Source organism: Haloferax mediterranei ATCC 33500, assembly GCF_000306765.2.
GTDB classification, from domain to species: domain Archaea; phylum Halobacteriota; class Halobacteria; order Halobacteriales; family Haloferacaceae; genus Haloferax; species Haloferax mediterranei.
Map to the genome: position 1 here is coordinate 2,250,869 of NC_017941.2, position 21,407 is coordinate 2,272,275.

The window sequence follows — 21,407 nt, forward strand, 5'->3', positions numbered from 1 at the left end:
AGGGCAATTCAATATTCGCGAGGAAGTGCGATAATAGCTAGCACGAATAACAAGTTAGGAGAAATAACAGATACCAAAATAGACACGCACACCTTCTGAAACCTCCATCTCACCGCTTCTACACCACTTCACTGACCAAGCGCCGCCAAAATCCCCGCTGGGCACTGAGCAATCCGAACCACACCAACAGGACGACAAGCACCGTATACCCGACCGAGAGGCAGAAATCTTTGACGAGACTGCGAGTGATACACGGCTCTCCCTCCGCAGAAACCACGTCGACAACGACGCGCTCGACGACGATGTTCAAGCCGAGTTGCGCGCACGCCGAGCGGTGACGACGACGGAAGCGTCTGCGAATTTAAGGTAATATTTACCACGACATTGTTAAACATAGTCACAGACTTTCTCGCGCGGAAATTCGCGCCTTTAGCCCGTCGGGGCCTTGCGATTTCGCTCCTTCTTGTGGGGTGGTAACGGGACGAAGTTTCAAGACAGGACAGGTTGTATATCAGAATGTATTATGGATATTGCTGATATCGCCACTCCTGATTTCATCGAGGTCGACGTTGACGAGCGATTAGGCAAGGTCCGCTCTATCTTCGAGCGGGAGAACCCTAAAGCCATCATCGTCCAGAACGACGGCGAGTACGCGGGCGTCATCGGTGAGAAGCAACTCATCAACTCGCACGTCGAAGACAACACGAAAGCAGCGGCTCTCACCCAAGCCGTCCCCAAGATAGACCGACACGAGGACGTGCGCGAGGTCGCACGGATGCTCGTCGAGGGCAACACGAAGGTTGCGCCAGTCTACGAGGGTGAAAAGCAGTACGGAATCATCACGCAGGACGCCATCCTCGAGGCAGTCCTCGACAATCTCGACGCGCTGACGGTCGAACAGATCTACACCGACGATGTCGTCACCATCGGCGAGCGCGACCACCTCGGGCAGGCTATCAACCGGCTCCGAGAACACGGTATCTCGCGGCTCCCGGTTGTCGACAGTGAAAACCGTCTCGCCGGTATCCTGACTACCTACGACCTCGTCGAGTTCATGGTGCGCGACGAAGGCCGCCAGGGCAAACAGGACCGCCGCGGCGACACCGACCGAATGCTCGACCTCCCTGTGTACGACCTGATGACCAGTCCGGCGCGCACGGCGTCGCCCGGGGAGAGCGTCCGCGACGCAGTCGCGCGCATGTTCGAAGACAACATCGCCGGACTCGTCGTCACGCCGGAAGACGACGACGGCGAGGTGCTCGGCGTCATGACGAAGACCGACGTGCTTCGCGCGCTCACGTACACGGAAGAAGAACAGATGGACGTGCAGGTCACGAACATCGGGCTGCTCGAGACGCTCACCCGTTCGACTATTGTCTCGGCCATCACCGAGGTGGCAGACAAGTACCAGCGGATGAACGTTCACCACGCCCACGTTCGCTTCCACGAACACAAAGAGAAACTCCGCGGCACGCCGCTCATCCAGTGCCAGATTCGGCTCCGCACGAGCCACGGCCAACTGGCTGGTAGCGGCGAGGGCTACGGGGCAGAACACGCGTTCCACGTCGCGCTCGACAAACTCGAACGCAACGTGCTCGAAGTGAAGGGCTTCGAAGCCGACGAACGCTACCGCGGACAGCTCCTGCGGAAGCTGAACGAGCTGTAATCGACCACACGAACTGAAACGCCACGCGAACGGATGCGCCCACAGGATTCGACCGGGTCGCCCGGTCACGTCGACCTCTTTTTATAAGTCAGTACCGGTCAGCCCGCGGTCAGTGATTTTGAACGTCGCCGTCTCACCGGCGGGTTTCGCACGGTGCTTTTCGAGCGTCGCACGACGGTTGCCGCCGCGGAATCTGTCGAGTCGGAGGACTGTCCCGGTCCAGTGTTCGAGGGTGTGCCCGCCGAGTGCGCGTGTCCGGTCGCTTTCGGGGTCGGAGTACACCTGGTTCGTGAGGACGACGGCGAGGTCGTGTTTTCGGGCGAGAGAAAGGAGATGTGTGACCTGTCGGGCGACACGGCGAAGCGCTTCGCCGCCGTCGCCGTCGGCGGTTCGTTCGAGTCTGTAGAACCCTGTCGCGGAGTCGAGGACGATGAGGTCCGCACCATCCGCGAACTCAGCGGCATCGCGAACGGCCTGTTCTTGGTCTTCGAAGTCGTACGCCTCGCTGATCATCAGTCGCGAGGTCACAGACTCCACGTCCTCGGGAGCGACGGACTCGGCGAGTTGCTGGAAGCGGTCTACCGACAGCCCTTCGGTGTCGATGTAGACGACGGTTCCTCCCGCGGCGGCGACGCGGACCGCGGCCGAGAGGGCGACGTTCGTCTTTCCGGCGGCCGACGGGCCGTACACCTGCGTGACGGTGCCGCGTTCGAACCCGCCGTCGAGGAGGTCGTCGAGCGTGGAACACCCGGTGGAGACTGACTCTGTCACATCCGTTGGTGGGAACCACCGGCCGAAAAAGACCTCGGTCCCCCCGTCGACCGCCGGACGCCAGCGCACCACTCTTTATTCCTCACCATCGCTAAGAGCCGACTGTGATAGTCGTCGCCACTGCTGACTTCGAACTCTACCACGAAGCCGTCGACGAGTTACGGAGTCGAGGAGTCTCCTTTACGACCGTCGAGCCGGGTGACCCGATACCCGAGCAAGCGCGTGTTCTCATCACCGGCCCGAATGACGATATCGATGCGGATATCGCCCGTGTGACGGCGACCGGCGACGATGTTCGCCGCGCCGTCGACGAAGCCCTCACGACACTCCGCGGTGGCGGCGGACAAACAATCGTCGGCGTCGACCCCGGAATCAGACCGGGCATCGCCGTCCTCTCGGGCGAAACTGTCGTCGCCGCGTTTCACGTCCCGCTCGCGAACGCAGTCGACGTCATCCGACAAGAAACGGAAGACGCCGTCGACCCAGTTGTCCGCATCGGCGACGGTGCCCGCCTGCAGGGCGCGAAGCTGATAAACGACCTCGACGGCGTCGCGGTCGAACTCGTCGACGAAACGGGAACGACGCCGTATCTCGGAACGGGCGCGCGCGGCATGGGCGACGTACTCGCGGCGGTGAACATCGCCCGCATGAACGGCGAAGACACCGAATCCCGCGAGATAGAGCCGACCGAGGGCGAGCTCCAGCGTATCAAGGACCGTTCCCGCGAGGCGTCCGACGACAGCCGAAGCATCGACGACGAACTCGCCCGTCGGGTCGCCGGTGGTGAGCTGAGCATCGAAGAGGCCCTTGTCGAACATCGCGCGCGTGAGGAGTAAGACACCGTAAGTGTCTACACCTCGTAAATGACTGCTTAACCCCCGTTAGCCGCCGTAACTCGGCGTATCGGTGCTCCCGACTTATCCCAATGGCGTGCGTATTGTGCAACTATGTCATCCGCCAGTTCGAACGCGAGAGACGAGGTCATCGCGGCAATTCACGAGGAAGCAGACTGGGTCGACCGTACCGTGTACCCGTTCGAATCGCGGTGTATCGGGCTTTCGTCGGGAGCTGTCCACTATATCGACGAGGGACCGGACGACGGCGGGCGGGAGACGCTCCTGATGCTCCACGGAAATCCGACGTGGTCGTTCCTCTACCGACACCTGGTTCGGGACCTGCGCGACGAGTATCGATGTGTCGCACTCGACTACCTCGGATTCGGTCTCTCGGAGCGCCCAACGGACTTCTCGTACCGCCCCGAGGACCACGCCGATGTCGTCGAAGAATTCATCGACGAACTCGGCCTCGAAGACGTAGTGCTCGTCGGACACGACTGGGGCGGCCCAATCGGGTTTTCGTACGCCATCGACCACCCTGAGAACGTCGGCGGGCTCGTCGTGATGAACACGTGGATGTGGCCGGTGAGCGACGACAAGCACTTCAGTCGATTCTCGAAACTCCTCGGCGGACGCATCGGCCGCGAACTCTGCGAGCGCTACGACCTGTTTACGCGCGTGATAATGCCGATGGGCTTTGCCGACCGCTCGCGGTTCACGGAGTCGGCCCGAGAGCAGTACCGCGCGGCCAACCGCGGCGACAGAACCGGGACGGGCATCTTCCCGCAGGCGATTCTCGGGTCGAGAGCGTGGCTTTCGTCGCTGTGGGAGCAACGCGACAACATCGCCGATATCCCCGCGCGAATCATCTGGGGGATGGAAGATTCGGCGTTCCGACCGGCCGAGTTGCGAACGTTCGAGGCACTCTTCGAGGATTCCTCGACAGTTCGACTCTACGGCGTCGGCCACTACGTCCCAGAAGAATTCGGGTCCGACCTCGTGCCGTTGGTTCGAGAGTTCCTCGAAGAGGTGTAACTACGAGGCCGTTTCTTCGGAGTTGTTTGATTCGGATTTTGCTACGACATCCACCGCCCGGCGCATGACCTCCCGGACGGCGAGCCCCGTCTCCGTGGCGACTTCGAGCGCGTCGTCGTACTCGGTGCTCCGGTCGTAGACGACGCCGTCGGCGTCGCTCGCAACTTTGACCGTTACGTCGTACTCCTCGCCGTCGATATCGAGGGTCGCCGTTTCGAACTCTCGGCGGGCGGTCCAGCGGTGGCCCGCGCCGTGTTCCCGGATTCCGAGCGTGCCGGTTTCGACGGCGAGGCGGTAGGCGACCCGCTCTACGTCCTCGGGTCTGACGATGGCCTTCACGAGGTGTCCGGGTCGGGACTTCTTCATCGTCGCCGGAAGGATGGTCACGTCGCGCGCGCCAGCGTCTTTCAGCGTCTGTTGGAGGCTCCCGAGGATTTCGGGGGTGGCGTCGTCGAGGTTCGTCTCGAGGACGGAAATTTCGTCGCGGACGAGTCGAGAGCCGCCGTCGCCAACGATGGCGCGGAGGACGTTCGGGTGGTCCGGGAAGTCCCAGCCACCGGCCCCGTAGCCGGATGCCTCGACCGACACCGACGGGAGCGTTTCGACGCCGTCGGCGATGTGCGCGAGGATGGCCGCACCCGTCGGGGTGAGCAGTTCGGCCTCGACGGGACCGCCGCGAATCGACCAGTCGGCCTGTTTGGTGACGTTGAGGACCGCAGGGGCCGGGACGGGGTACGTGCCGTGGCTCATCTCGGCTTCGCCGCCGCCGACTGCGACGGGGCCGGTCACGACGCGGTCGATATCGAGGTCGGAGAGAAGCAGACACACCCCGACCACATCGGCGATGGCGTCGTCCGCACCGACTTCGTGGAAGTGGGTTTCGTCGAGGTCGGTCCCGTGAACCTCGGCCTCGGCCTCGCCGAGAATGCGGAAGATAGCTGTCGCGTCTTCGACGACGTCCGCCGGAAGGTCCATCGATTCGACGAGTTCGACCACTTCTGGGTACGTTCGGTGTGGACCGTGGCCCTCGGCGTGTGTGTGGTCGTGGTGCGAATGGTCGTGGTGCGAATGGTCGTGCTGGTGGTGCGAGTGCGTGTGCCCGTGGCCAGCAGATAGACTCCCTCGCAGTCGGTGCTGACGCGGTTCGTCGTCTTCGTCGTGCTCGTCGTGACCCTCGCCGTGCGGGCCGCCGCCGTCGGTCTCCGCGAGGAGGACATCGACTTTCGTCGCCATAATACCGTTTTTGTCCACCTCGTGGATTCGGTAGGTCACGTCGAGCGCGTCTTCGACGGGGTCGAGAACGGACGGGTCGGCACCGGCGGCGACGAGTGCTCCGAGGAGCATGTCACCGCTGGCACCCATCCGGCCGTCGAACGTGAGCAGTCGCATACCTGTACCCCTCGTGCCCGAGGATAAAAACGACAGCCATCGCCGTATCAAACCCTGCGTAGTCGGTAGGGATTAGTAGCCACCCGCCATAGTTTGAGGTAGGCTGTGACTACGAGAAGGCTCGACCCCGGACCGACCGGGGAAGGACTTATCCGATGGCCTCTCACAGGTATCAGCATCCCCGCGAGGTAATCATGAACGAAGTCCAACTCGAAGTGGCGAAAGCGTACCCGAACGACTCGGGGCGCGGTATCGCCCGTCTTGATCCGGACACCTTGCTCCATCTCAAGCTCTCGCCGGGAGACATCATCGAGATAGAGGGAGGGAAAACGACCGCCGCGAAGGTGTGGCGGGCAGACCGGCAGGACTGGAACACGGATACCGTCCGTATCGACGGGTTCACGCGGCAGAACGCCGACGTGAGCATCGGCGAACGGGTGACAATCCGCAAAGCAGAGGCCAAGAAGGCTGACAAACTCGTGTTGGCACCGCCCGAAGAGGCGAGTGTCCAGTTCGGGTCCGATGCGGCCGGCATGGTCAAACGGCAGATTCTCAAGCGACCGGTGGTCGAACGCGACATCGTCCCGGTGATGTCGAGTACGAACCACCCATTCATGCGGTCGCCCGGACAGGCGATTCCGCTTATCGGCGTCGAGACGAAGCCCGAGGGCGTTGTCCTCGTCACCGAGGATACCGACGTCGAACTCCGCGAGGAGCCGATTTCAGGCTTCGAGAAGACCGGAAGCGGAATTACGTACGAGGATATCGGTGGGCTGACCAACGAGATTCAGCGCGTCCGCGAGATGGTCGAACTGCCGATGAAGCACCCCCAGATATTCCAGAAACTCGGCATCGAGCCGCCGCAAGGGGTGCTGCTTCACGGCCCGCCGGGGACCGGGAAGACGCTTCTCGCCCGCGCGGTCGCAAACGAGACCTCGGCGAGTTTCTTCTCTATCGCTGGTCCGGAAATCATCTCGAAGTACTACGGTGAATCCGAACAGCAACTCCGCGAGATATTCGAGGACGCCAAAGAGGAGTCGCCGAGCATCATCTTCATCGACGAACTCGACTCCATCGCGCCGAAGCGTGAGGACGTGACCGGCGAGGTCGAACGCCGCGTCGTTGCCCAACTCCTGACGATGATGGACGGGCTCGAAGCGCGCGGACAGGTTATCGTCATCGCGGCGACGAACCGCGTCGACTCCGTCGACCCCGCGCTTCGTCGTCCCGGTCGGTTCGACCGCGAAATCGAAATCGGCGTCCCCGACGAGGAAGGCCGCAAGGAGATTCTCCAGATTCACACCCGCGGCATGCCGCTTTCGGACGATGTGGACCTCAATAACCTCGCGGACGACACTCACGGCTTCGTCGGTGCCGACATCGAAGCGTTGACCAAGGAGGCCGCGATGAAGGCGCTGCGTCGGTACTTGCCCGAAATCGACCTCGACCGGGAGGACATCCCGCCGAGTCTTATCGACCGGATGGTCGTCAAGAACGACGACTTCGGCGGCGCGCTCGGCGAGGTCGAACCCTCGGCGATGCGCGAGGTGCTCGTCGAGATTCCGAAGGTCACGTGGAAAGACGTCGGCGGACTCGAAGAACCCAAACAGAAGGTCAAAGAGAGTGTCGAGTGGCCGTTGACCACGCCGGAGAAGTTCAACCGAATGGGAATCGAGGCACCGAAAGGGGTGCTCCTCTACGGCCCACCCGGAACCGGGAAGACGCTCATCGCAAAGGCGGTCGCCAACGAGACGAACGCGAACTTCATCTCGGTTCGTGGCCCGCAACTGCTCTCGAAGTGGGTCGGTGAGTCGGAGAAGGCGATTCGGCAGACGTTCCGCAAGGCGCGGCAGGTCTCGCCGACCATCATCTTCTTCGACGAGTTGGACGCACTCGCACCAGCCCGTGGCAACGATATGGGTAACAACGTCTCCGAGCGCGTCGTCAACCAGCTCCTGACGGAGTTAGACGGACTCGAAGACACCGGAAACGTCATGGTCATCGCGGCGACGAACCGCCCGGACATGATCGACCCCGCGCTCATCCGCTCGGGTCGTTTCGACCGTCTCGTGCTCATCGGCCAACCCGAAGAGGAGGGTCGCGAGCAGATTCTCGACATTCACACCCAGTCGAGCCCGCTCGCGCCCGACGTGAGCCTCCGCGAAATTGCGGAGATAACCGACGGCTACGTCGGTTCGGACCTCGAATCCATCTGCCGCGAGGCCGCCATCGAGGCCCTTCGGGAGAACGACGACGCCGAAGAAATCGAGATGCGGCACTTCCGCAAGGCGATGGAGTCGGTCCGGCCGACCATCACCGAGGACCTCATGCGGTACTACGAAGAGATTCAAGACCAGTTCAAGGGCGGCACCCGCGAGGGCCTCTCGCCCGACACGCGCGACGGCCGTATCGGCTTCCAATAGGTCGCCGCCGTCGTATCGCCGTCGGATTTTTGCACTGATTGGTTGGTCGCGATTCCGTGTTCAATGTGTCAGAGACGCATCTGTGCCGAGGCACGTAGAAAGCGAGAAAACGGGAAAACGGAACCGTACCGAAAATCGTCGGTCGAGTTAGAACAACAGCGAGTCGTCGTTGTCGATCATGTAGAGCGTCCGCGCAGCAACGTTGACGGCGTGGTCGCCGATGCGTTCGAGGTCGCGAACCGTAAGCAGGAGTCGGCGCACGTCGATGAGGAAGTCCTCGGGTTCGAGGTCGCTGTCGCCTTCGAAGTCGTCGCCGGACATGAGGTCGCGGACGATACTCTGGGAGGCTTCGTCACACATCGTGTCGAGGCTGTCGTCCCGCTCGGCAACGGAACGACACAGTTCCGTATCTTCGCTCTCGTAGGCATCCATCGCCTGGTCGACCATATCGAGGGCAGCGTCGCCGATGCGCTGGATGTCAACTTCCGCGTACACGTCGTGTTCAGCGTCGATTGCGTACTGCGCGAGGTTGGTCGCGAGGTCGCCGATGCGTTCGAGGTCGGTGATAATCTTGAACGATGCGGCGATAAAGCGGAGGTCACCTGCGACCGGCTGTTGGAGTGCCAGCAGGTCGATGCAGTCCTGTTCGAGGTCGAGGTAGATTCGGTTGATTTCGCGGTCCCCCTCGATAACCTCCTGTGCTTTCTGTTCGTCTTTGTCTTCGAGTGCGTCGAGGGCGAATCGGACCCGTTCAGCGACGAGTTCACTGAGGTACAACACGTCCTCTTCGAGTTCTCGGAGGCGTGATTGGTACGTGTTTCTAGCCATATGTGGTGTTCCGAGAGGAGGCATCAAATTCCTTGTGATGGGTTGAGTATGTGTCACAAGGACAATAATTGATTCGAACAATCCGATGCTCGATGAGATGGTGACAAACAGAATGAGCGAAACCGGAACTGAGCCGAACGTACAGACTGGGCTGACGGTCGATGCCACGGTCGAAGACTGCCTGATAGTTCGGTTCGCGCGAGTCGCGGGCGCGGCGTTATCCGAATTTACCGGTGATGTAGTCTTCGACGCGCTGGCTCTCGGGGTTCTCGAAGATTTTCTGCGTGTCGTCGAACTCGACGAGTTCGCCGCCGGTGAGGAACACGGCGGTCTTGTCGGAGATACGCGCGGCCTGTTGCATGTTGTGAGTAACGATGACGACCGTGTAGTCCTCGGCGAGTTCCTCGACGAGGTCTTCGATTTGTGAGGTCGCAACCGGGTCGAGTGCGGACGCCGGTTCGTCCATCAAGAGGACTTCCGGGTCGGGTGCAATCGCGCGGGCGATGCAGAGACGCTGTTGTTGCCCGCCGGACAGGTCGAGACCGGATTCGTGGAGGCGGTCTTTGACTTCGTCCCAGAGGGCGGCGCGCTTGAGCGACTTCTCGACGATTTCGTCGTAGTCGCCGTCGATTCCCTGAATCTTCAGGCCGTAGATGACGTTCTCGTAGATGCTCTTCGGGAACGGGTTCGGCTTCTGGAACACCATTCCGACGCGGCGGCGAAGTGCGACCGGGTCAACATTATCGTCGTAAACGTTCTTGCCGCGGAGGGTGAGGTCACCTTCGACACGGGCAACGTCGATGAGGTCGTTCATGCGGTTGATACACCGGAGGAACGTCGATTTCCCACAGCCAGAGGGACCAATCATCGCGGTCACGCTGTTTTCGGGAATCTCCATCGAGATGTCGGTGAGCGCGTGGTCGTCACCGTACCAGACGTTGATGTCTTCCGAGCGAATGACGGTCTCCGCCTCGTGGGTTACCGACTCCTCCGACGCCGAGAGACCCTCGCTTACGTCCGTCTGTACGAGCATCTCGTCGTTCGTCGGGTCCTCTGTTCCGGTCATAGCTGACTGTTCTATCTCGGTTGCTTTGTCTCTTTGGCTCATTGGTTTCACTTAACTTTCGCTTTCGAACTTGTTCCGGAGGACGATGGCGATGGAGTTCATCGCGAGGAGCACGACGAGCAACACGACGACGCCTGCCGGGACGGCCTTCGTGTAGAAGTCTTCACTCGCGAACAGACTCGACCATGCGTACACCTGCAGGGGCATCGCACTCACCTTGGAGGAGAGTTCGGTCGGGAGACTGAACACGACGCTCGGTGCACCAATCATGATAAGCGGTGCAGTCTCACCGATAGCGCGGCCCAACGCGAGAATCGTCCCGGTCAGGATACCGGGGAATGCTTCGGGGATGACGACGTTCTTGACGGTTTGCCAACGAGTCGCACCCATCCCGTAGGACGCCTGTCGGAGGTCACCCGGAACAGCCCGAATCGCCTCTCGGGAGGAGATGATGACGATGGGCAGAATGAGCAGTGCGAGTGTCGCACCGCCGATGAGAACGGTCCCCGTAGACTGTCCGAGGTACGTGACGAACACGCCGAGTCCGAGCAGTCCGTAGACGACGGAGGGGACACCGGCGAGATTCGAGATGTTGACGTCGATAAAGCGGGTGAAGGTGTTGTCAGGAGCGTACTCTTCGAGATAGACTGCCGCACCAACGCCAATCGGGAACGAGAGCGCGGCGACTGTGGCCATGAGTAGGATGGAGCCGCCGATGGCGGGATAGAGACCGGCATTCTCGGCAGACCCGCTGTGGGGACTCGTGAGGAAGTGCCAGTTGACCCACGACTGTGGTCCGGCGAACCCGAGTATGTCGACGGCCGCCGCACCGACCAGCGAACCGACAATGACGGTTGCTGCGAAGAGGAGGCCGATTCGTTCCTGTTCACGGGTGAGCGCCGCGCCGCCAGCGTACGTTGCGGTGGGAACGAACGCGACGGTGGTGACGACGACGAGGGCGTTCGCATCGATACCCAGGAATGGGCCAACGAGTGCTGCGAGACCCGTCAGACCGAGCGCGGCGACACCGGCGAGCAGTCCTGCGGTGGTGTCTTCGCGGATTCGTGCGACGTATCGACTGACCGCGAGTGCGACCACGCCACCGAGAACGAGAGTGAGGATGACCCATTCGGTCGGAACCACCGGGGCTTTTTGGACGAGTTCCGGCACGCTGTGAAGGTAGCCCGGAACACCGAACAGCGAGAGGAAAAAGGCCGCACCCGTCACGGCGACACGCGGGGTGAACGAAATCTTGTTTTCGTACTTCGTCAGGACGACGGTGAGCGCGGCGGGAATTGCGAGTCCGATGGCGTACGAGAGTCCAGTGAGCGGTGGGATAATATCGATGAACGTGATGGCCATTCCGCCACTGAACAGCAGAGAGACGGCCAACATGCCGACAATCAGACCTCCGAGTTTGAGCGCGGCGGTGTTCCGCCGGTAGAGATATCCGCCGACGAGTATCGTCGGAAGCACGAGCGTCACGAAGAACGTGAGGTGCCATCCGAGGTCGGCGGTAAGCGGTCGAATCGCGTCGTTTGCGACGTAGACGAGGAGTACGGCAAGTGTGACGATGCCGAACATCGTCGCAGCCAACAGCAGATACCGGAAGATAGTTCCTGCCGTTCGGCTGACCTGACCGAAGCCACCGGCATAGCTGGATTCGGTGTCGGTTGCCATGGTTAGTAGACCTCCCGGTACCGCCGTGTCACGTAGTCGCTGATGACGTTCATGATGAGCGTGATAACGAACAGGACGAGACCGATAGCGAACAGGCTACGGTAGGCCAGTCCGCCGCCGGTGATGTCACCGGTGAGTAGCTTGATCATCGCGGCGGTCATCGGAAGCGCGCCTTCGAGGTAGGACGAGGGGAGGAACGGATTGAGGAACTGCGCTTTCGAACCGGCAGCGACGGTGACGGCCATCGTCTCGCCGATAGCGCGAGAAATCGCGAGGATAAACGAAGAGAAGATACCGGAGAGCGCCGCGGGAACGACAATTCCGGTGGATACGTCGAACTTCGTCGCGCCCATCCCGTAGCCCGCCTGTCGGAGTTCGTCCGGAACGGCGGACATCGCGTCCTCGCTGATGGACGCGACCATCGGGATAATCATGATGCCGACGACGATACTCGCAGAGAGCATGTTGAACGTCCCGATGCTGGGGAAGATAACACTAAGCGCGGGCGTGATGTACAGGATTGCGAAGAATCCGTAGACGACGGTCGGGATTCCGGCGAGAATCTCAAGTGCGGGCTTGAGGATGGAACGGGCCTGCGGACTCGCGTACTCGCTGAGGTAGATTGCCGTCGCAACACCGAGTGGAAGGGCGATGATGCCCGACCCGAAAGTCACCATCAGGGTCGCGGATACGAGTGTGAGGACGCCGAATTCCTGGTTGTGTATGTTCCAAGTCGTTCCTGTGAGGAAGTCGATGAGAGACGCCGTCTCCCCTTTGACACCCATCAGCGGGGCTGTAACGCTGAAGAACTTGGACGCCTCGACGGTGAGGAGTCCAACGATACTGAGTGTCGTCACGACGGATAACGCCGCGCACAGGAAAAAGAACGACCGCGTCAGTAACTCACGCGGCGTGTTCTCCGTATTCCGCGTGAGGTCAGTTTCGAGGTCATCTGTGCTCATTGGATGATATGAATTGTGGGTTGTGAAAAAGCGCTTCGTTAGGCTATTGTGTCGGGAATTCTCTACTTAGCCTCTTCGATGGCCGAGTTGAGCTTGTCGAGCATCTCCTGCTGTGTGTCCTCACTGAGCGGGACGTAGCCGACTTCGTCGGCGACGATTTTCTCATCCGTGGAGTTGTTCAGCCAGAAGCGAGCGAACTCGGCGACGGGCTTCTCTGCGAGGGACTCCTTCGCGGGGTAGGTAAACAGCGGACGCGACAGCGGCGTGTACTCGCCGGAAAGCGCCGTGTCGAGAGACGGTTCGACGTAACCGTCGCCGTTGTCGATGGCGACAGCCTGTACGGTGTCGGTGTTCTCGCTGTAGTAGGCGAATCCCATGTATCCGATGGCGTACTTCGAACCTTTGACACCCTGAATGATGTTGCGGTCCTGTTCGGTCGGAGAGTAATCTTGGCGGTGACCCGGACCTTCCTCGCCGAGGATTGACTCGATGAAGTAGTCGTAGGTACCGGATGCGTCGGTGGGGCCGAAGATTTCGATTTCCTTGTCCGGCCACTCGGAGTTGACGTCTGCCCACGTTTTGGGCTTGGTCTCGGCGGAGAAGATGGTCTTGAGCTGTTCGACGGTAAGACCCTCACCGAGGAAGTCGTTGTCGTTGTTGACGATGACCGTCAGCGCGTCAGTTGCGACCTTGAGTTCGAGGGGGGTGATACCGTTGTTGGAACACTGCTCTTTCTCTTCGGGCTTGATTGGACGCGAGGCGTTGTTGAAGTCCGTCTGTCCGGTACAGAAGTTGTTCGCAAACCCGCCACCGGTACCGGTGGGCTGAGTGGGGACGCTGACCTTCGGGTGTTTTTCCTTGAAGCGCTCGGCCATGGCGGTTGCGAGCGGGAAGACCGTCGAAGACCCGGAAACGTCGACGGTTCCAGACAGCTCCTGGCTTCCTTCGTCACCCGACTGCTCCGTTCCACCGGATTCGCCGCCGTCCGAGCCATCGCTGTTGTTTTCCGTACAACCAGCAAGGCCCGTGAGGCCAGCAGCACCCGATGCAATCAGGAATTTTCGCCGCGAAAGAACACCTTCCGAGTTACGCGTCATCAACGTTGTGGAGCCGATTTGTCCGTAAATACCCTGCTATGACAAATATATAGTGGTACGTTTTGCTATGTGGACCGTGGCTATCCGCGGGTCGTGGACACAGGCGGCTATATTCGCCGATATTCGAATAACCGTTAGACGGGTGAGTGTCAATTGGTGTCGTGCCTCGGCTCAGTACAGCCGGTTTACGGCATATATACAGTGTGAAGGAGTGCTCCAGAGTTGCCGAGACGCCCACCATCTCTCAGCGTCTCTGATATGATATCTTCGCTCGCGGTAATTCCCGTGGTCAGTATATAGAGATAGACAGTTTTATTGTGTGAAGATGATGACCATCATTCATGGTCGAAACCCGAAAGGTGCAGGTGACCGGTGGTTCCACCTACACCGTCTCCATCCCCAAAGACTGGGCGACCGAGAACGGCGTCTCTGCAGGGAGCGAAGTCGAATTCTACCCAGAGGGCGATTCGTTGTTCTTGACTCCCCGGTCCGAAGAAGAACGTACTGAGGGTACACTCGACATTACAAACCTCGAAGGCGACGAACTCACGCGTGCGGTCATGACGATGTACGTGAGCGGGTTCGACATCATCGCGCTGGAGAGTTCGCGTATCACGACCGACCAGCGCCGAACCATCCGAGAGGCGACACAGAGCCTCGTCGGGTTGGAAGTCCTCGAAGAGACCCGCGACCGAGTCGTCATCCGCGACCTGCTGGACTCCTCGGAACTCTCTATTCACAACGCGGTCACACGCATGCGTCTCATTGCACTTTCCATGCTCGAAGACGCCATCGCCGCCATCGCCGAGATGGACGAAGACATGGCCCGCGACGTTATCCAACGCGACGACGACGTAGACCGACTCTGGATGGTCGTTTCCCGTATCTTCCGGGCGACGCTTCGGACGCCGAAGGCCGCCGAGGAACTCGGTCTGCCTCGCGAGGCCTGTTTCGACTACCAGTCTGCGGCACGACAACTCGAACGCATCGGCGACCACGCGACGAAGATTGCACACCTCTCGTTGAACTTCGAGGAACCCGTCAACGAGGAAATCGTCGAGGCCGTCTGGGAACTGTTCGAAGAGGCCAAGTCGGTCGTCAACGGCGGGATGGACGCACTTTTCGCCGAAGACAGCGGCGAGGCGACCAGGCTGGCAAACGAGTCGCGCGAAGCCGTTCAGGCTATCGACGAGCGCGCCCGGAGCATCGACGAACTCCTCCGTGACCTCGACCCGGCCCGTGCACAACTGCTCGGTCTCATCGTCGACTCCGTTTCCCGGAGCGCCGACTACGGTGGCAACATCGCAGAAACGGCGCTGCAGAAGGCTGCGCCGACGCCCTGAATTGCGACACTGCCACGATACTGGTTGAAACTGTTACGACGGTCTCGATTCATTCTCGATTCCTTTTCGATTCGGGTTTTCATCTGCGTCGTTCTCGATGAAGATGCAGTACGGTCACTCTCAGTGCAGAAATGCTACATCACTACCCCGGGCAAAACCACAGCGCTGCCGCTTTCCGTACTGAAACAGTAATACCGCGCCGAATCCGACGCGGAGAGGGAGAACTTACTCCTCGTCGATGCGGACTGCGTTGACCTGCCCGTCCTGACCGGGGCGGGAGGTGACGCGGGCGCGACCGGCGCTCGTGTCGATGATGGAGCCCTTCGTGATGATGTTCCGGCGGGCGTAGTTGACGTTCGACGGGTTGTCGATGACGCCTTCGATGTCGGCCTGCGTGACCTCGGCACCGTCGGCGACCTGCGCGACGTCGGTCGAGAGGGCGCGGATCTTCTCGTTGTTACCGCGGGAGTCGATAATCTGGAATCGGTGTTCACCGACCGTCGTGGCGGCAGGCTCGCGACCCAGCTGGTAGCGCTTCTTGTTTCGGAACGGCTTGCGCCGTCCACCGGTCCGCTTCCGCTTGGAGCGTCCTTGGTCCTTCATACGGGGTAAAAACCTCGGTGAGTACTTGAATCGCTCGGAACGGCTTTCAGCGAGTGGGGGAAGAGGGGCCTCGGGGCGTCGAAGCCAACACAAACCGTTTAGTTCGCCCGCGCCCGCCGTCGAACCGATGAGTCTCGACGTTACCGTCGCCGTCCCCTTCCGTCAGCACGGGTCGACCCGACTCGGCGAAGGCGAGTTCGTCGTCGCCCTGTCTCTCGACCGCGACTGGTTCTCGCCGGACCAGGCAAAGCGTCTCATCGACCTCGCCACGGGTCGGGGGCTGGTCGAACGCGACGACGGCGACGTGGTCGCAACGTTCGACCCCGCGACCGTCCAGATTCCCGAAGAGTTCGAACCCGACGCGTCCGTTCTCCGCGAGCAGTCCGCATTCGAGCAGGTGCTCGATGCCTGCGTCGCCGCCGGTATCGAAAAGCAGGCCGCGGTCGCCGGTATCAACGAGCGCCAGTCCCGCCTCGGCGTGACCGCGGAGGCCGCGGCGATTCTCTTCGCCCGCGAAAACGATGTCGGCGTGGGCGACGTGGTCGCGAAGGCGAAGCAATCGTTGAGTGAGTAGCGGTAAGGCGACAGACGTGGTGCTGGCCCGCCGCCGAAGCGACACCCCAAAACCGTCCGCCCGCGAACGAGACGACATGGTCGTCGACAAACTCTCCGACGGAACACGTATCGCACAGCTCCTTGCGTCCGAGTTGACCGGCCACGAAGACGCCTTTTCGGTGCTTTCGGTCGTCGACGCCGACCCCGACGTGAAACCGACCGACGACGGTGCCCTCGCCTACGCCGTCGCGGCCGGTGACGAACGGGTCGCAGAAGTGTACGTCCAACCCGACCGCGCCCGCGTGGAGTTTCTCGCCCATCCGGACGTGACCGCCGACGCGGCGTCCGAAGAAAACCTCCGCGTGCGACCGAAAGCTGTCCGCCCGCCGCGGACGCTCGTGTTCGTCGAAGACGGCGCGCAAGTGAAGTGGACCCTTCCGGCGTTCCGCGCGCTGGTCGCGGCACTCGAAGCAGAAGCCGAGAACGGAGACGGGGACGAAGCAGAAGCCCAAGACGAAGATAAAACAGAAGGGAGCGACTAATTAGAGGTCTGCGAGAAGTTCCGGAAGTTCTGTCGGGAGCGATTCGCGCGGAATGTGCGCGATTGCGCGAGGGTCCGGGTCGTCACAGCCCTCGCCAAGAACCTGTACCGGGAGTAGTCCTGCGTCGTGCGCGCCAGCAATGTCGTGGTGAACGCTGTCGCCGACGTAGACGGTCTCTTCTGGGGGGACGCCGAGCGCATCGAGGAGCGCTTCAAACGCCCGTTCGTCCGGTTTGCCGGCCGGAAGTGCACCGGTGACGAGCGCTGTATCGAAATAATCGCGCCAGCCGAGTTTGTCGAGTTTCGCCTCCTGTGCGACCACAGGACCGTTGGTGAGGAGACCGACCCGGTAGGTTGTCCGAAGTCCGACGAGCATCGATTCGACACCGTCTGCGGGAACGACCGCGTCCGTGATTCGTTCCCGGTAGGCCGTCGCCACGTGCTCCGGGTCGACGGGTGAGCCGTGCTCGTCGAGGAGCGTCTCGAAGATAGGCTCGCGCGTCTCGCGCGTGAGATTGTCTTGATGTGCCCGAAGATACGCCTCCCGAGACAGTGGCGGAGCACCTGCTGCCGCCGCCGCCTCGGAGAGAATCGTCTCGCGGTCCCGCGTCGGAACCGCGAGCGTGTAGTCGAGGTCGAACCCGACCGCGGTGACAGACATCGTCGGCGAATCGTTGGAAACGAACCGATATGAGCGTGCCGGGAACTGTCGGAGCGAGCGACACTCACCGCAGTGGTTGGATTCGGCTCTGAGTTCGACCCGGCGGACGACAATTCATATTACTGTCCACGACGACGCCGAAATATGACCCTCGACCCCGTCCACGTGGACGACATCGCGTCCATGGCGAGTTCCATCGCGGACTCGGTCGATGACACCGACTACGACGACCTCGCGCGGACGGTCTGGGAGTCGTGGCTGGACCCACTCTCATCGCCCGACGGCGGACGGCCGATTATCGAGCCAATCGGCGAAAAGCGACTCCACGCCGCAAACGTGGACGACATTGCACTTACCGAGACGCCCTTTCCGACCGTCCACGGACTCGATTCGGGTACTATCAACCCGACGACGTTCAAGAACGGCCTCGTACTCGACGTGGCACACGCCGCGATGGCGGCCGAACCATCGGACCTCGACCTCCACCGTGCCCGGTCCATCGTCATGACCGCCCACACGCACGACCCGGTTCCGATTTTCGACACCAACGAGTGGTTGAAGTCCGACCGCGGGTACACCCGCAAACGGATTCTCCGCGCTCCCCGCGTCAACCGCTACGCCGAAGGCGTCGTCCACGCGCTATCTCTGTATCTCGCTGAGAGCGCCCACGCGCTCGAATACGCGGAGGCGGTCTCTGACCTCCTCATCCTCGACGGCCCGGTGTATCCGAAGGAGCTTCTGAACTGGCGGGACCGCGACGCCGAACTCAACGACCTCGCCCGCGACGCGAAGCCGAAAGCGATTGTCGAGAACTACGTCCGAATCGTCGAGCGGTTCGTCGAACGCGACGTTCCCGTCGCCGGATTCGTAAAGAATCCGGGTGCCAAACACATCGTGCGCACGGTCAAAAAGCACCTCAACGAGAGCGGAGACGGCAACGCACCGTGGGTAGACGACACCTCGTTTTTCGTCAGTTTGCTCGAACGGCGCGACGGTCCCGACTCCGAAGACCGCCGCACGGACGAACTCACGTTCACGAACTGGTTCATCTCGCGCGGCGGGTCCGACCGACAGATGAGCGCCGACGGCGATGCGTTCGGCGTCGAGCGAAACCTCGACCCCGAATCATACACGCTCACGTTCTTCGTGCTGTACGACCCCCGTACCGACGTGTGCTACCGGGTCGAAGCCCCCTACGCGTTCACGAAAGACGCCGACCGCCGGGAGAATCTGATGCACCATATCGTCCGCGACGTGGCCGCGACTCGCGGACCACCACAGGCAGTCGAGAAAGCCGACGAGTTAGCACGGGTGAGCGTCGGCGAAAAAGCCGCACTCAGACGAAAGCTCTCGGAAAAACTCGGGTCTGACGCGGTAAAGAGCTACGACAATATCCGCTGGGTCGACGCTGACGAGTGAGCAAAAGCGAGTTCGAATTCGAGTGAGTCACTCGTCCCCGTCGGGTTAGCCCTCTTCTTCGGGTCTGACGACCTCGATTCGAACGTCGTCCTCCGGAACGCCGATGCGTGCGAACTGTGTCCTGATATGTTCTTTCGCCGCATCGAGTGCTTGCTCGCGGGTATCGAATCCGCGCGGAAGCGGCGTGTCGAACGCCACCCGGATGGAGTGGCCGTCGATTTCCATCTTGGAGCCGCCACTTTCGACCTCGTAGAATTCGTCGCAGACCCATACGTACGGTGCGTCTTCGTTTGGGGCACCGCGGTACGTCGGCGCTTCCTCACCTCGTTCGAATATTGTTCCGGTGAGCGCCGTGCCGCCACCGTGTCCGCGGACAAGAAGCATATTTTGAGTTATGGGCGCTATACGGAAAAATCGCACGCGGCGGTACGATGGCATGCCACACACATGTATGCGACTGGCTGTGTAATCTGGCGTCGTCGACGTGTGGGTTTTTACTCACCGCCTACAAGCGTTGGAACATGACCGACCTGGGGGACTTCAGCGACTTCGGCGGCGACGGCCCCGAAGAGCCGGACGACTCGGAGCGAGGCGACCGAGCGGAGCAACCCGCCGCAGACGGCGCTGGGAGTAGCCGTGAGGATGTTACTTCCACCGACACCAACCGGGAGAACGTCGCTTCCGTCGAGACGAACCGGCAAACGGAAGACGAACTGCAGTTCGACGAGTACGACGCCGACCCGGTCGGAACCGAGCAAGGTATTGGCTCGATTGCAGTCTCACAGGGACTTCGCGTCGCCGAAGACCACGAGCGGACGAGACTCCGAGCGTACGTCACAGCCGGGAATCGCGAGCAAGTCAGACTCGGGAAGTATCTCATCGTTCCCTACCCCGACGACGAACTGCTGTTCTGCCGAATCGTCGGCCTGGAGTACGCCCAGGAGTTCCAGGCCGACGACGCAACCGAGATTCACGCGCGGCGCGCCATGCGCCGCTCGGCCGACGAGTTCGTCGAGCGCGACTACAAGTTCATGGCCGAACTCGAACCCATCGCCGTCCTGTTTTCGGACCGCGGCGAACTCAAGCGCCGAATGGTCGACCGCGTGCCGAAACCCGGAGCGACAGTCGGTGAGGCCGACGACGCGACCCAAATCAAGACCGGACTGAAGATTCCCGAAGACGGCGTCTTCCTCGGCCACCTCTCAGTCGGTGGCGAGAAGGTCCGAACCGCGGCGCAACCGCCGACTATCGACTACCGATTGAAGGACGACTACACCGACGGCGACCCCCTCGTCTTCCGTCACACGCTCGTCGCCGGTGGAACCGGGTCGGGGAAGACCCACGCCTCGAAGAACATGCTCCGACAGTATCTCTCGGGCGAGCGAACCTACGAGATGGACGACGGGCGCGACGTTCAAGCCGCCGTCGTGCAGTTCGACCCGCAGGACGAGTACGCACAGATGCACGACGATAATCCGGATATGGACACAGAAATCGCCCGACGCTACGAGCGAGAGGGTATCGCCCACGGTGGCCACGACGACACGATTGCGCTCGTCCCGAAGATGGCTGGGTCGTCGTATCCGGGGTCGAACCACCGTGCAGAGCAGTTGGAGTTCACCATCCCCTTTTCGATGGCGCGCGACCTGCCGTGGCTCGTTGCCGGAAGCAGCCTCAACGACAACCAGTATCCGGCACTTCTCGAACTACTGAATCGGTTCTTCCGGAACTACAGCGACAGCGGAACCTACAAGGAGTTCCTGACGTTCCTCGACGACCCGGCGCTCAAGGAGGAACTGCACGAATCGGGTCGCGTCCACGAAGCGACCTTCGACGCGGTGAAACGCAGAGTTCGTGGGGTTCCGAACGGTGTCTTCGACCAAGACGCCCGGCCCATTACGGACCTCGACCACGAACTGGTCCGTCCCGGCGGACTGACGGTCGTTCCGACCTACCACCTCTCGTCGAGTCGGGCGAAAGAGCTGTTTGTCCTCGCCGTTTCGGCGCTCCTCATCGACGACAAACTCTCGAACGACCCGTCGAGCCAGCGCATCAAGGAGACGCCGCTCGTGCTCGGGATGGACGAAGCGCACAACTTCCTAACCGACGCAGACACGGTACAGGCACGGAAGGTCATCGAGAAGTTCACCGAGGCGGCCAAACAAGGCCGAAAAGAGCGCCTCGGCCTGTTCCTCATCACGCAGGACCCACAGGACATCGCCGACCCCGTGTTCAAGCAGGTGAACACGAAGGTCGTGCTCAACCTCGGTGACGAGGATGCCATCAAGAGCGTCAACATCCCGCCGAACCTCGAAGACAAAGTCCCCTACATGGAGAAAGGACAGATGGTCGTCTACTCCCCGGACAACTCCGAGCCGGTCGAACTGAAGGGCCTTTCGACCTGTGTGACGCGCCACGGCGACTGATACTGCCCGCTGTGAGCCCGTGAAGAGTTTCGGTACCACGGGTGGCGAATATCTTGAATACGTTCTCTCAGCACGTCTCACCGCGAGTCCGCAGGACGGGTTTTTG

General features: G+C 61.3%; 19 protein-coding genes. 9 read left to right on the forward strand and 10 right to left on the reverse strand.

Annotated features, from left to right (window positions below; translation table 11 throughout):
• Positions 1–523 precede the first annotated feature (523 nt).
• The gene (locus tag HFX_RS11545) at positions 524–1,666 is read left to right on the forward strand and encodes a CBS domain-containing protein (RefSeq protein WP_004059803.1); all 1,143 of its coding nucleotides are present in this window, start codon (positions 524–526) and stop codon (positions 1,664–1,666) included.
• Between the two features lie 81 nt (positions 1,667–1,747).
• Here the strand turns inward: HFX_RS11545 and radB are convergent, their stop codons facing one another.
• On the reverse strand, positions 1,748–2,437 hold the full coding sequence (radB, locus tag HFX_RS11550) for a DNA repair and recombination protein RadB (protein WP_049917493.1): 690 nt from the start codon (positions 2,435–2,437) through the stop codon (positions 1,748–1,750).
• A gap of 104 nt (positions 2,438–2,541) precedes the next feature.
• Here radB and HFX_RS11555 point away from each other — a divergent pair, with 104 nt between their 5' ends.
• Together HFX_RS11555 and HFX_RS11560 are read left to right on the forward strand one after the other, a co-directional pair.
• The gene (locus HFX_RS11555; protein WP_004059801.1) at positions 2,542–3,273 is read left to right on the forward strand and encodes a hypothetical protein; all 732 of its coding nucleotides are present in this window, start codon (positions 2,542–2,544) and stop codon (positions 3,271–3,273) included.
• 111 nt (positions 3,274–3,384) lie between these two features.
• A complete protein-coding gene (locus HFX_RS11560) occupies positions 3,385–4,308 on the forward strand; it encodes an alpha/beta fold hydrolase (RefSeq protein ID WP_004059800.1) in 924 nt (307 codons plus the stop codon).
• Here the strand turns inward: HFX_RS11560 and larC are convergent, their stop codons facing one another.
• Positions 4,309–5,697: a nickel pincer cofactor biosynthesis protein LarC gene (larC, locus tag HFX_RS11565; protein WP_004059799.1), complete on the reverse strand. Its 1,389-nt coding sequence runs from the start codon at positions 5,695–5,697 to the stop codon at positions 4,309–4,311.
• A gap of 194 nt (positions 5,698–5,891) precedes the next feature.
• Between larC and HFX_RS11570 the strand changes: the two genes are divergently transcribed.
• On the forward strand, positions 5,892–8,120 hold the full coding sequence (locus HFX_RS11570) for a CDC48 family AAA ATPase (protein ID WP_004059798.1): 2,229 nt from the start codon (positions 5,892–5,894) through the stop codon (positions 8,118–8,120).
• 147 nt (positions 8,121–8,267) lie between these two features.
• On the opposite strand, the gene phoU is transcribed toward HFX_RS11570, so the two are convergent.
• The 5 genes from phoU to HFX_RS11595 all read right to left on the reverse strand — a co-directional run bounded on the left by phoU (position 8,268) and on the right by HFX_RS11595 (position 13,753).
• Positions 8,268–8,948: a phosphate signaling complex protein PhoU gene (phoU, locus tag HFX_RS11575; RefSeq protein WP_004059797.1), complete on the reverse strand. Its 681-nt coding sequence runs from the start codon at positions 8,946–8,948 to the stop codon at positions 8,268–8,270.
• Between the two features lie 217 nt (positions 8,949–9,165).
• The gene (pstB, locus tag HFX_RS11580; RefSeq protein ID WP_004059796.1) at positions 9,166–10,014 is read right to left on the reverse strand and encodes a phosphate ABC transporter ATP-binding protein PstB; all 849 of its coding nucleotides are present in this window, start codon (positions 10,012–10,014) and stop codon (positions 9,166–9,168) included.
• A gap of 51 nt (positions 10,015–10,065) precedes the next feature.
• Positions 10,066–11,694 (reverse strand): phosphate ABC transporter permease PstA, encoded by a 1,629-nt coding sequence (gene pstA / locus HFX_RS11585; RefSeq protein ID WP_004059795.1) that lies wholly within the window; start codon positions 11,692–11,694, stop codon positions 10,066–10,068.
• Between the two features lie 2 nt (positions 11,695–11,696).
• Positions 11,697–12,656 carry a phosphate ABC transporter permease subunit PstC gene (gene pstC / locus HFX_RS11590; RefSeq protein WP_004059794.1) on the reverse strand — a complete coding sequence of 320 codons (960 nt, stop codon included), beginning with the start codon at positions 12,654–12,656 and terminating at the stop codon, positions 11,697–11,699.
• Positions 12,657–12,718: 62 nt separating this feature from the next.
• The gene (locus HFX_RS11595) at positions 12,719–13,753 is read right to left on the reverse strand and encodes a PstS family phosphate ABC transporter substrate-binding protein (RefSeq protein ID WP_004059793.1); all 1,035 of its coding nucleotides are present in this window, start codon (positions 13,751–13,753) and stop codon (positions 12,719–12,721) included.
• Positions 13,754–14,094: 341 nt separating this feature from the next.
• Here HFX_RS11595 and HFX_RS11600 point away from each other — a divergent pair, with 341 nt between their 5' ends.
• Positions 14,095–15,096 (forward strand): phosphate uptake regulator PhoU, encoded by a 1,002-nt coding sequence (locus HFX_RS11600; protein WP_004059792.1) that lies wholly within the window; start codon positions 14,095–14,097, stop codon positions 15,094–15,096.
• A 225-nt stretch (positions 15,097–15,321) separates the two neighbouring features.
• On the opposite strand, the gene HFX_RS11605 is transcribed toward HFX_RS11600, so the two are convergent.
• Positions 15,322–15,699 (reverse strand): 30S ribosomal protein S8e, encoded by a 378-nt coding sequence (locus tag HFX_RS11605; protein ID WP_004059791.1) that lies wholly within the window; start codon positions 15,697–15,699, stop codon positions 15,322–15,324.
• A 127-nt stretch (positions 15,700–15,826) separates the two neighbouring features.
• Here HFX_RS11605 and HFX_RS11610 point away from each other — a divergent pair, with 127 nt between their 5' ends.
• Together HFX_RS11610 and HFX_RS11615 are read left to right on the forward strand one after the other, a co-directional pair.
• Positions 15,827–16,273: a DUF2240 family protein gene (locus HFX_RS11610; RefSeq protein WP_004059790.1), complete on the forward strand. Its 447-nt coding sequence runs from the start codon at positions 15,827–15,829 to the stop codon at positions 16,271–16,273.
• Between the two features lie 76 nt (positions 16,274–16,349).
• Positions 16,350–16,796, forward strand: a complete 447-nt coding sequence (locus tag HFX_RS11615; protein ID WP_004059789.1) for a hypothetical protein — start codon at positions 16,350–16,352, stop codon at positions 16,794–16,796.
• On the opposite strand, the gene HFX_RS11620 is transcribed toward HFX_RS11615, so the two are convergent.
• A complete protein-coding gene (locus HFX_RS11620; RefSeq protein ID WP_004059788.1) occupies positions 16,797–17,456 on the reverse strand; it encodes an HAD family hydrolase in 660 nt (219 codons plus the stop codon).
• Between the two features lie 144 nt (positions 17,457–17,600).
• Between HFX_RS11620 and HFX_RS11625 the strand changes: the two genes are divergently transcribed.
• On the forward strand, positions 17,601–18,875 hold the full coding sequence (locus tag HFX_RS11625; RefSeq protein ID WP_004059787.1) for a DNA double-strand break repair nuclease NurA: 1,275 nt from the start codon (positions 17,601–17,603) through the stop codon (positions 18,873–18,875).
• 45 nt (positions 18,876–18,920) lie between these two features.
• Here the strand turns inward: HFX_RS11625 and HFX_RS11630 are convergent, their stop codons facing one another.
• Positions 18,921–19,259, reverse strand: coding sequence for a DUF7113 family protein (locus tag HFX_RS11630; RefSeq protein WP_004059786.1), 339 nt, complete (start codon positions 19,257–19,259; stop codon positions 18,921–18,923).
• A gap of 137 nt (positions 19,260–19,396) precedes the next feature.
• Between HFX_RS11630 and HFX_RS11635 the strand changes: the two genes are divergently transcribed.
• Positions 19,397–21,301, forward strand: a complete 1,905-nt coding sequence (locus HFX_RS11635) for an ATP-binding protein (protein ID WP_004059785.1) — start codon at positions 19,397–19,399, stop codon at positions 21,299–21,301.
• The last annotated feature ends 106 nt before the right edge of the window (positions 21,302–21,407 follow it).

Bases quoted from the DNA above. Each gene is read 5' to 3' on its own strand.
- pstC (WP_004059794.1), bottom strand. From the start codon at position 12,656: ATGAGCACAGATGACCTCGAAACTGACCTCACGCGGAATACGGAGAAC.
- HFX_RS11635 (WP_004059785.1), top strand. From the start codon at position 19,397: ATGACCGACCTGGGGGACTTCAGCGACTTCGGCGGCGACGGCCCCGAA.
- HFX_RS11560 (WP_004059800.1), top strand. From the start codon at position 3,385: ATGTCATCCGCCAGTTCGAACGCGAGAGACGAGGTCATCGCGGCAATT.
- HFX_RS11620 (WP_004059788.1), bottom strand. From the start codon at position 17,456: ATGTCTGTCACCGCGGTCGGGTTCGACCTCGACTACACGCTCGCGGTT.
- HFX_RS11570 (WP_004059798.1), top strand. From the start codon at position 5,892: ATGAACGAAGTCCAACTCGAAGTGGCGAAAGCGTACCCGAACGACTCG.
- HFX_RS11625 (WP_004059787.1), top strand. From the start codon at position 17,601: ATGACCCTCGACCCCGTCCACGTGGACGACATCGCGTCCATGGCGAGT.
- HFX_RS11600 (WP_004059792.1), top strand. From the start codon at position 14,095: ATGGTCGAAACCCGAAAGGTGCAGGTGACCGGTGGTTCCACCTACACC.
- HFX_RS11630 (WP_004059786.1), bottom strand. From the start codon at position 19,259: ATGCTTCTTGTCCGCGGACACGGTGGCGGCACGGCGCTCACCGGAACA.
- phoU (WP_004059797.1), bottom strand. From the start codon at position 8,948: ATGGCTAGAAACACGTACCAATCACGCCTCCGAGAACTCGAAGAGGAC.
- larC (WP_004059799.1), bottom strand. From the start codon at position 5,697: ATGCGACTGCTCACGTTCGACGGCCGGATGGGTGCCAGCGGTGACATG.
- HFX_RS11615 (WP_004059789.1), top strand. From the start codon at position 16,350: ATGGTCGTCGACAAACTCTCCGACGGAACACGTATCGCACAGCTCCTT.
- HFX_RS11610 (WP_004059790.1), top strand. From the start codon at position 15,827: ATGAGTCTCGACGTTACCGTCGCCGTCCCCTTCCGTCAGCACGGGTCG.
- HFX_RS11545 (WP_004059803.1), top strand. From the start codon at position 524: ATGGATATTGCTGATATCGCCACTCCTGATTTCATCGAGGTCGACGTT.
- HFX_RS11605 (WP_004059791.1), bottom strand. From the start codon at position 15,699: ATGAAGGACCAAGGACGCTCCAAGCGGAAGCGGACCGGTGGACGGCGC.
- pstA (WP_004059795.1), bottom strand. From the start codon at position 11,694: ATGGCAACCGACACCGAATCCAGCTATGCCGGTGGCTTCGGTCAGGTC.
- HFX_RS11595 (WP_004059793.1), bottom strand. From the start codon at position 13,753: ATGACGCGTAACTCGGAAGGTGTTCTTTCGCGGCGAAAATTCCTGATT.
- pstB (WP_004059796.1), bottom strand. From the start codon at position 10,014: ATGACCGGAACAGAGGACCCGACGAACGACGAGATGCTCGTACAGACG.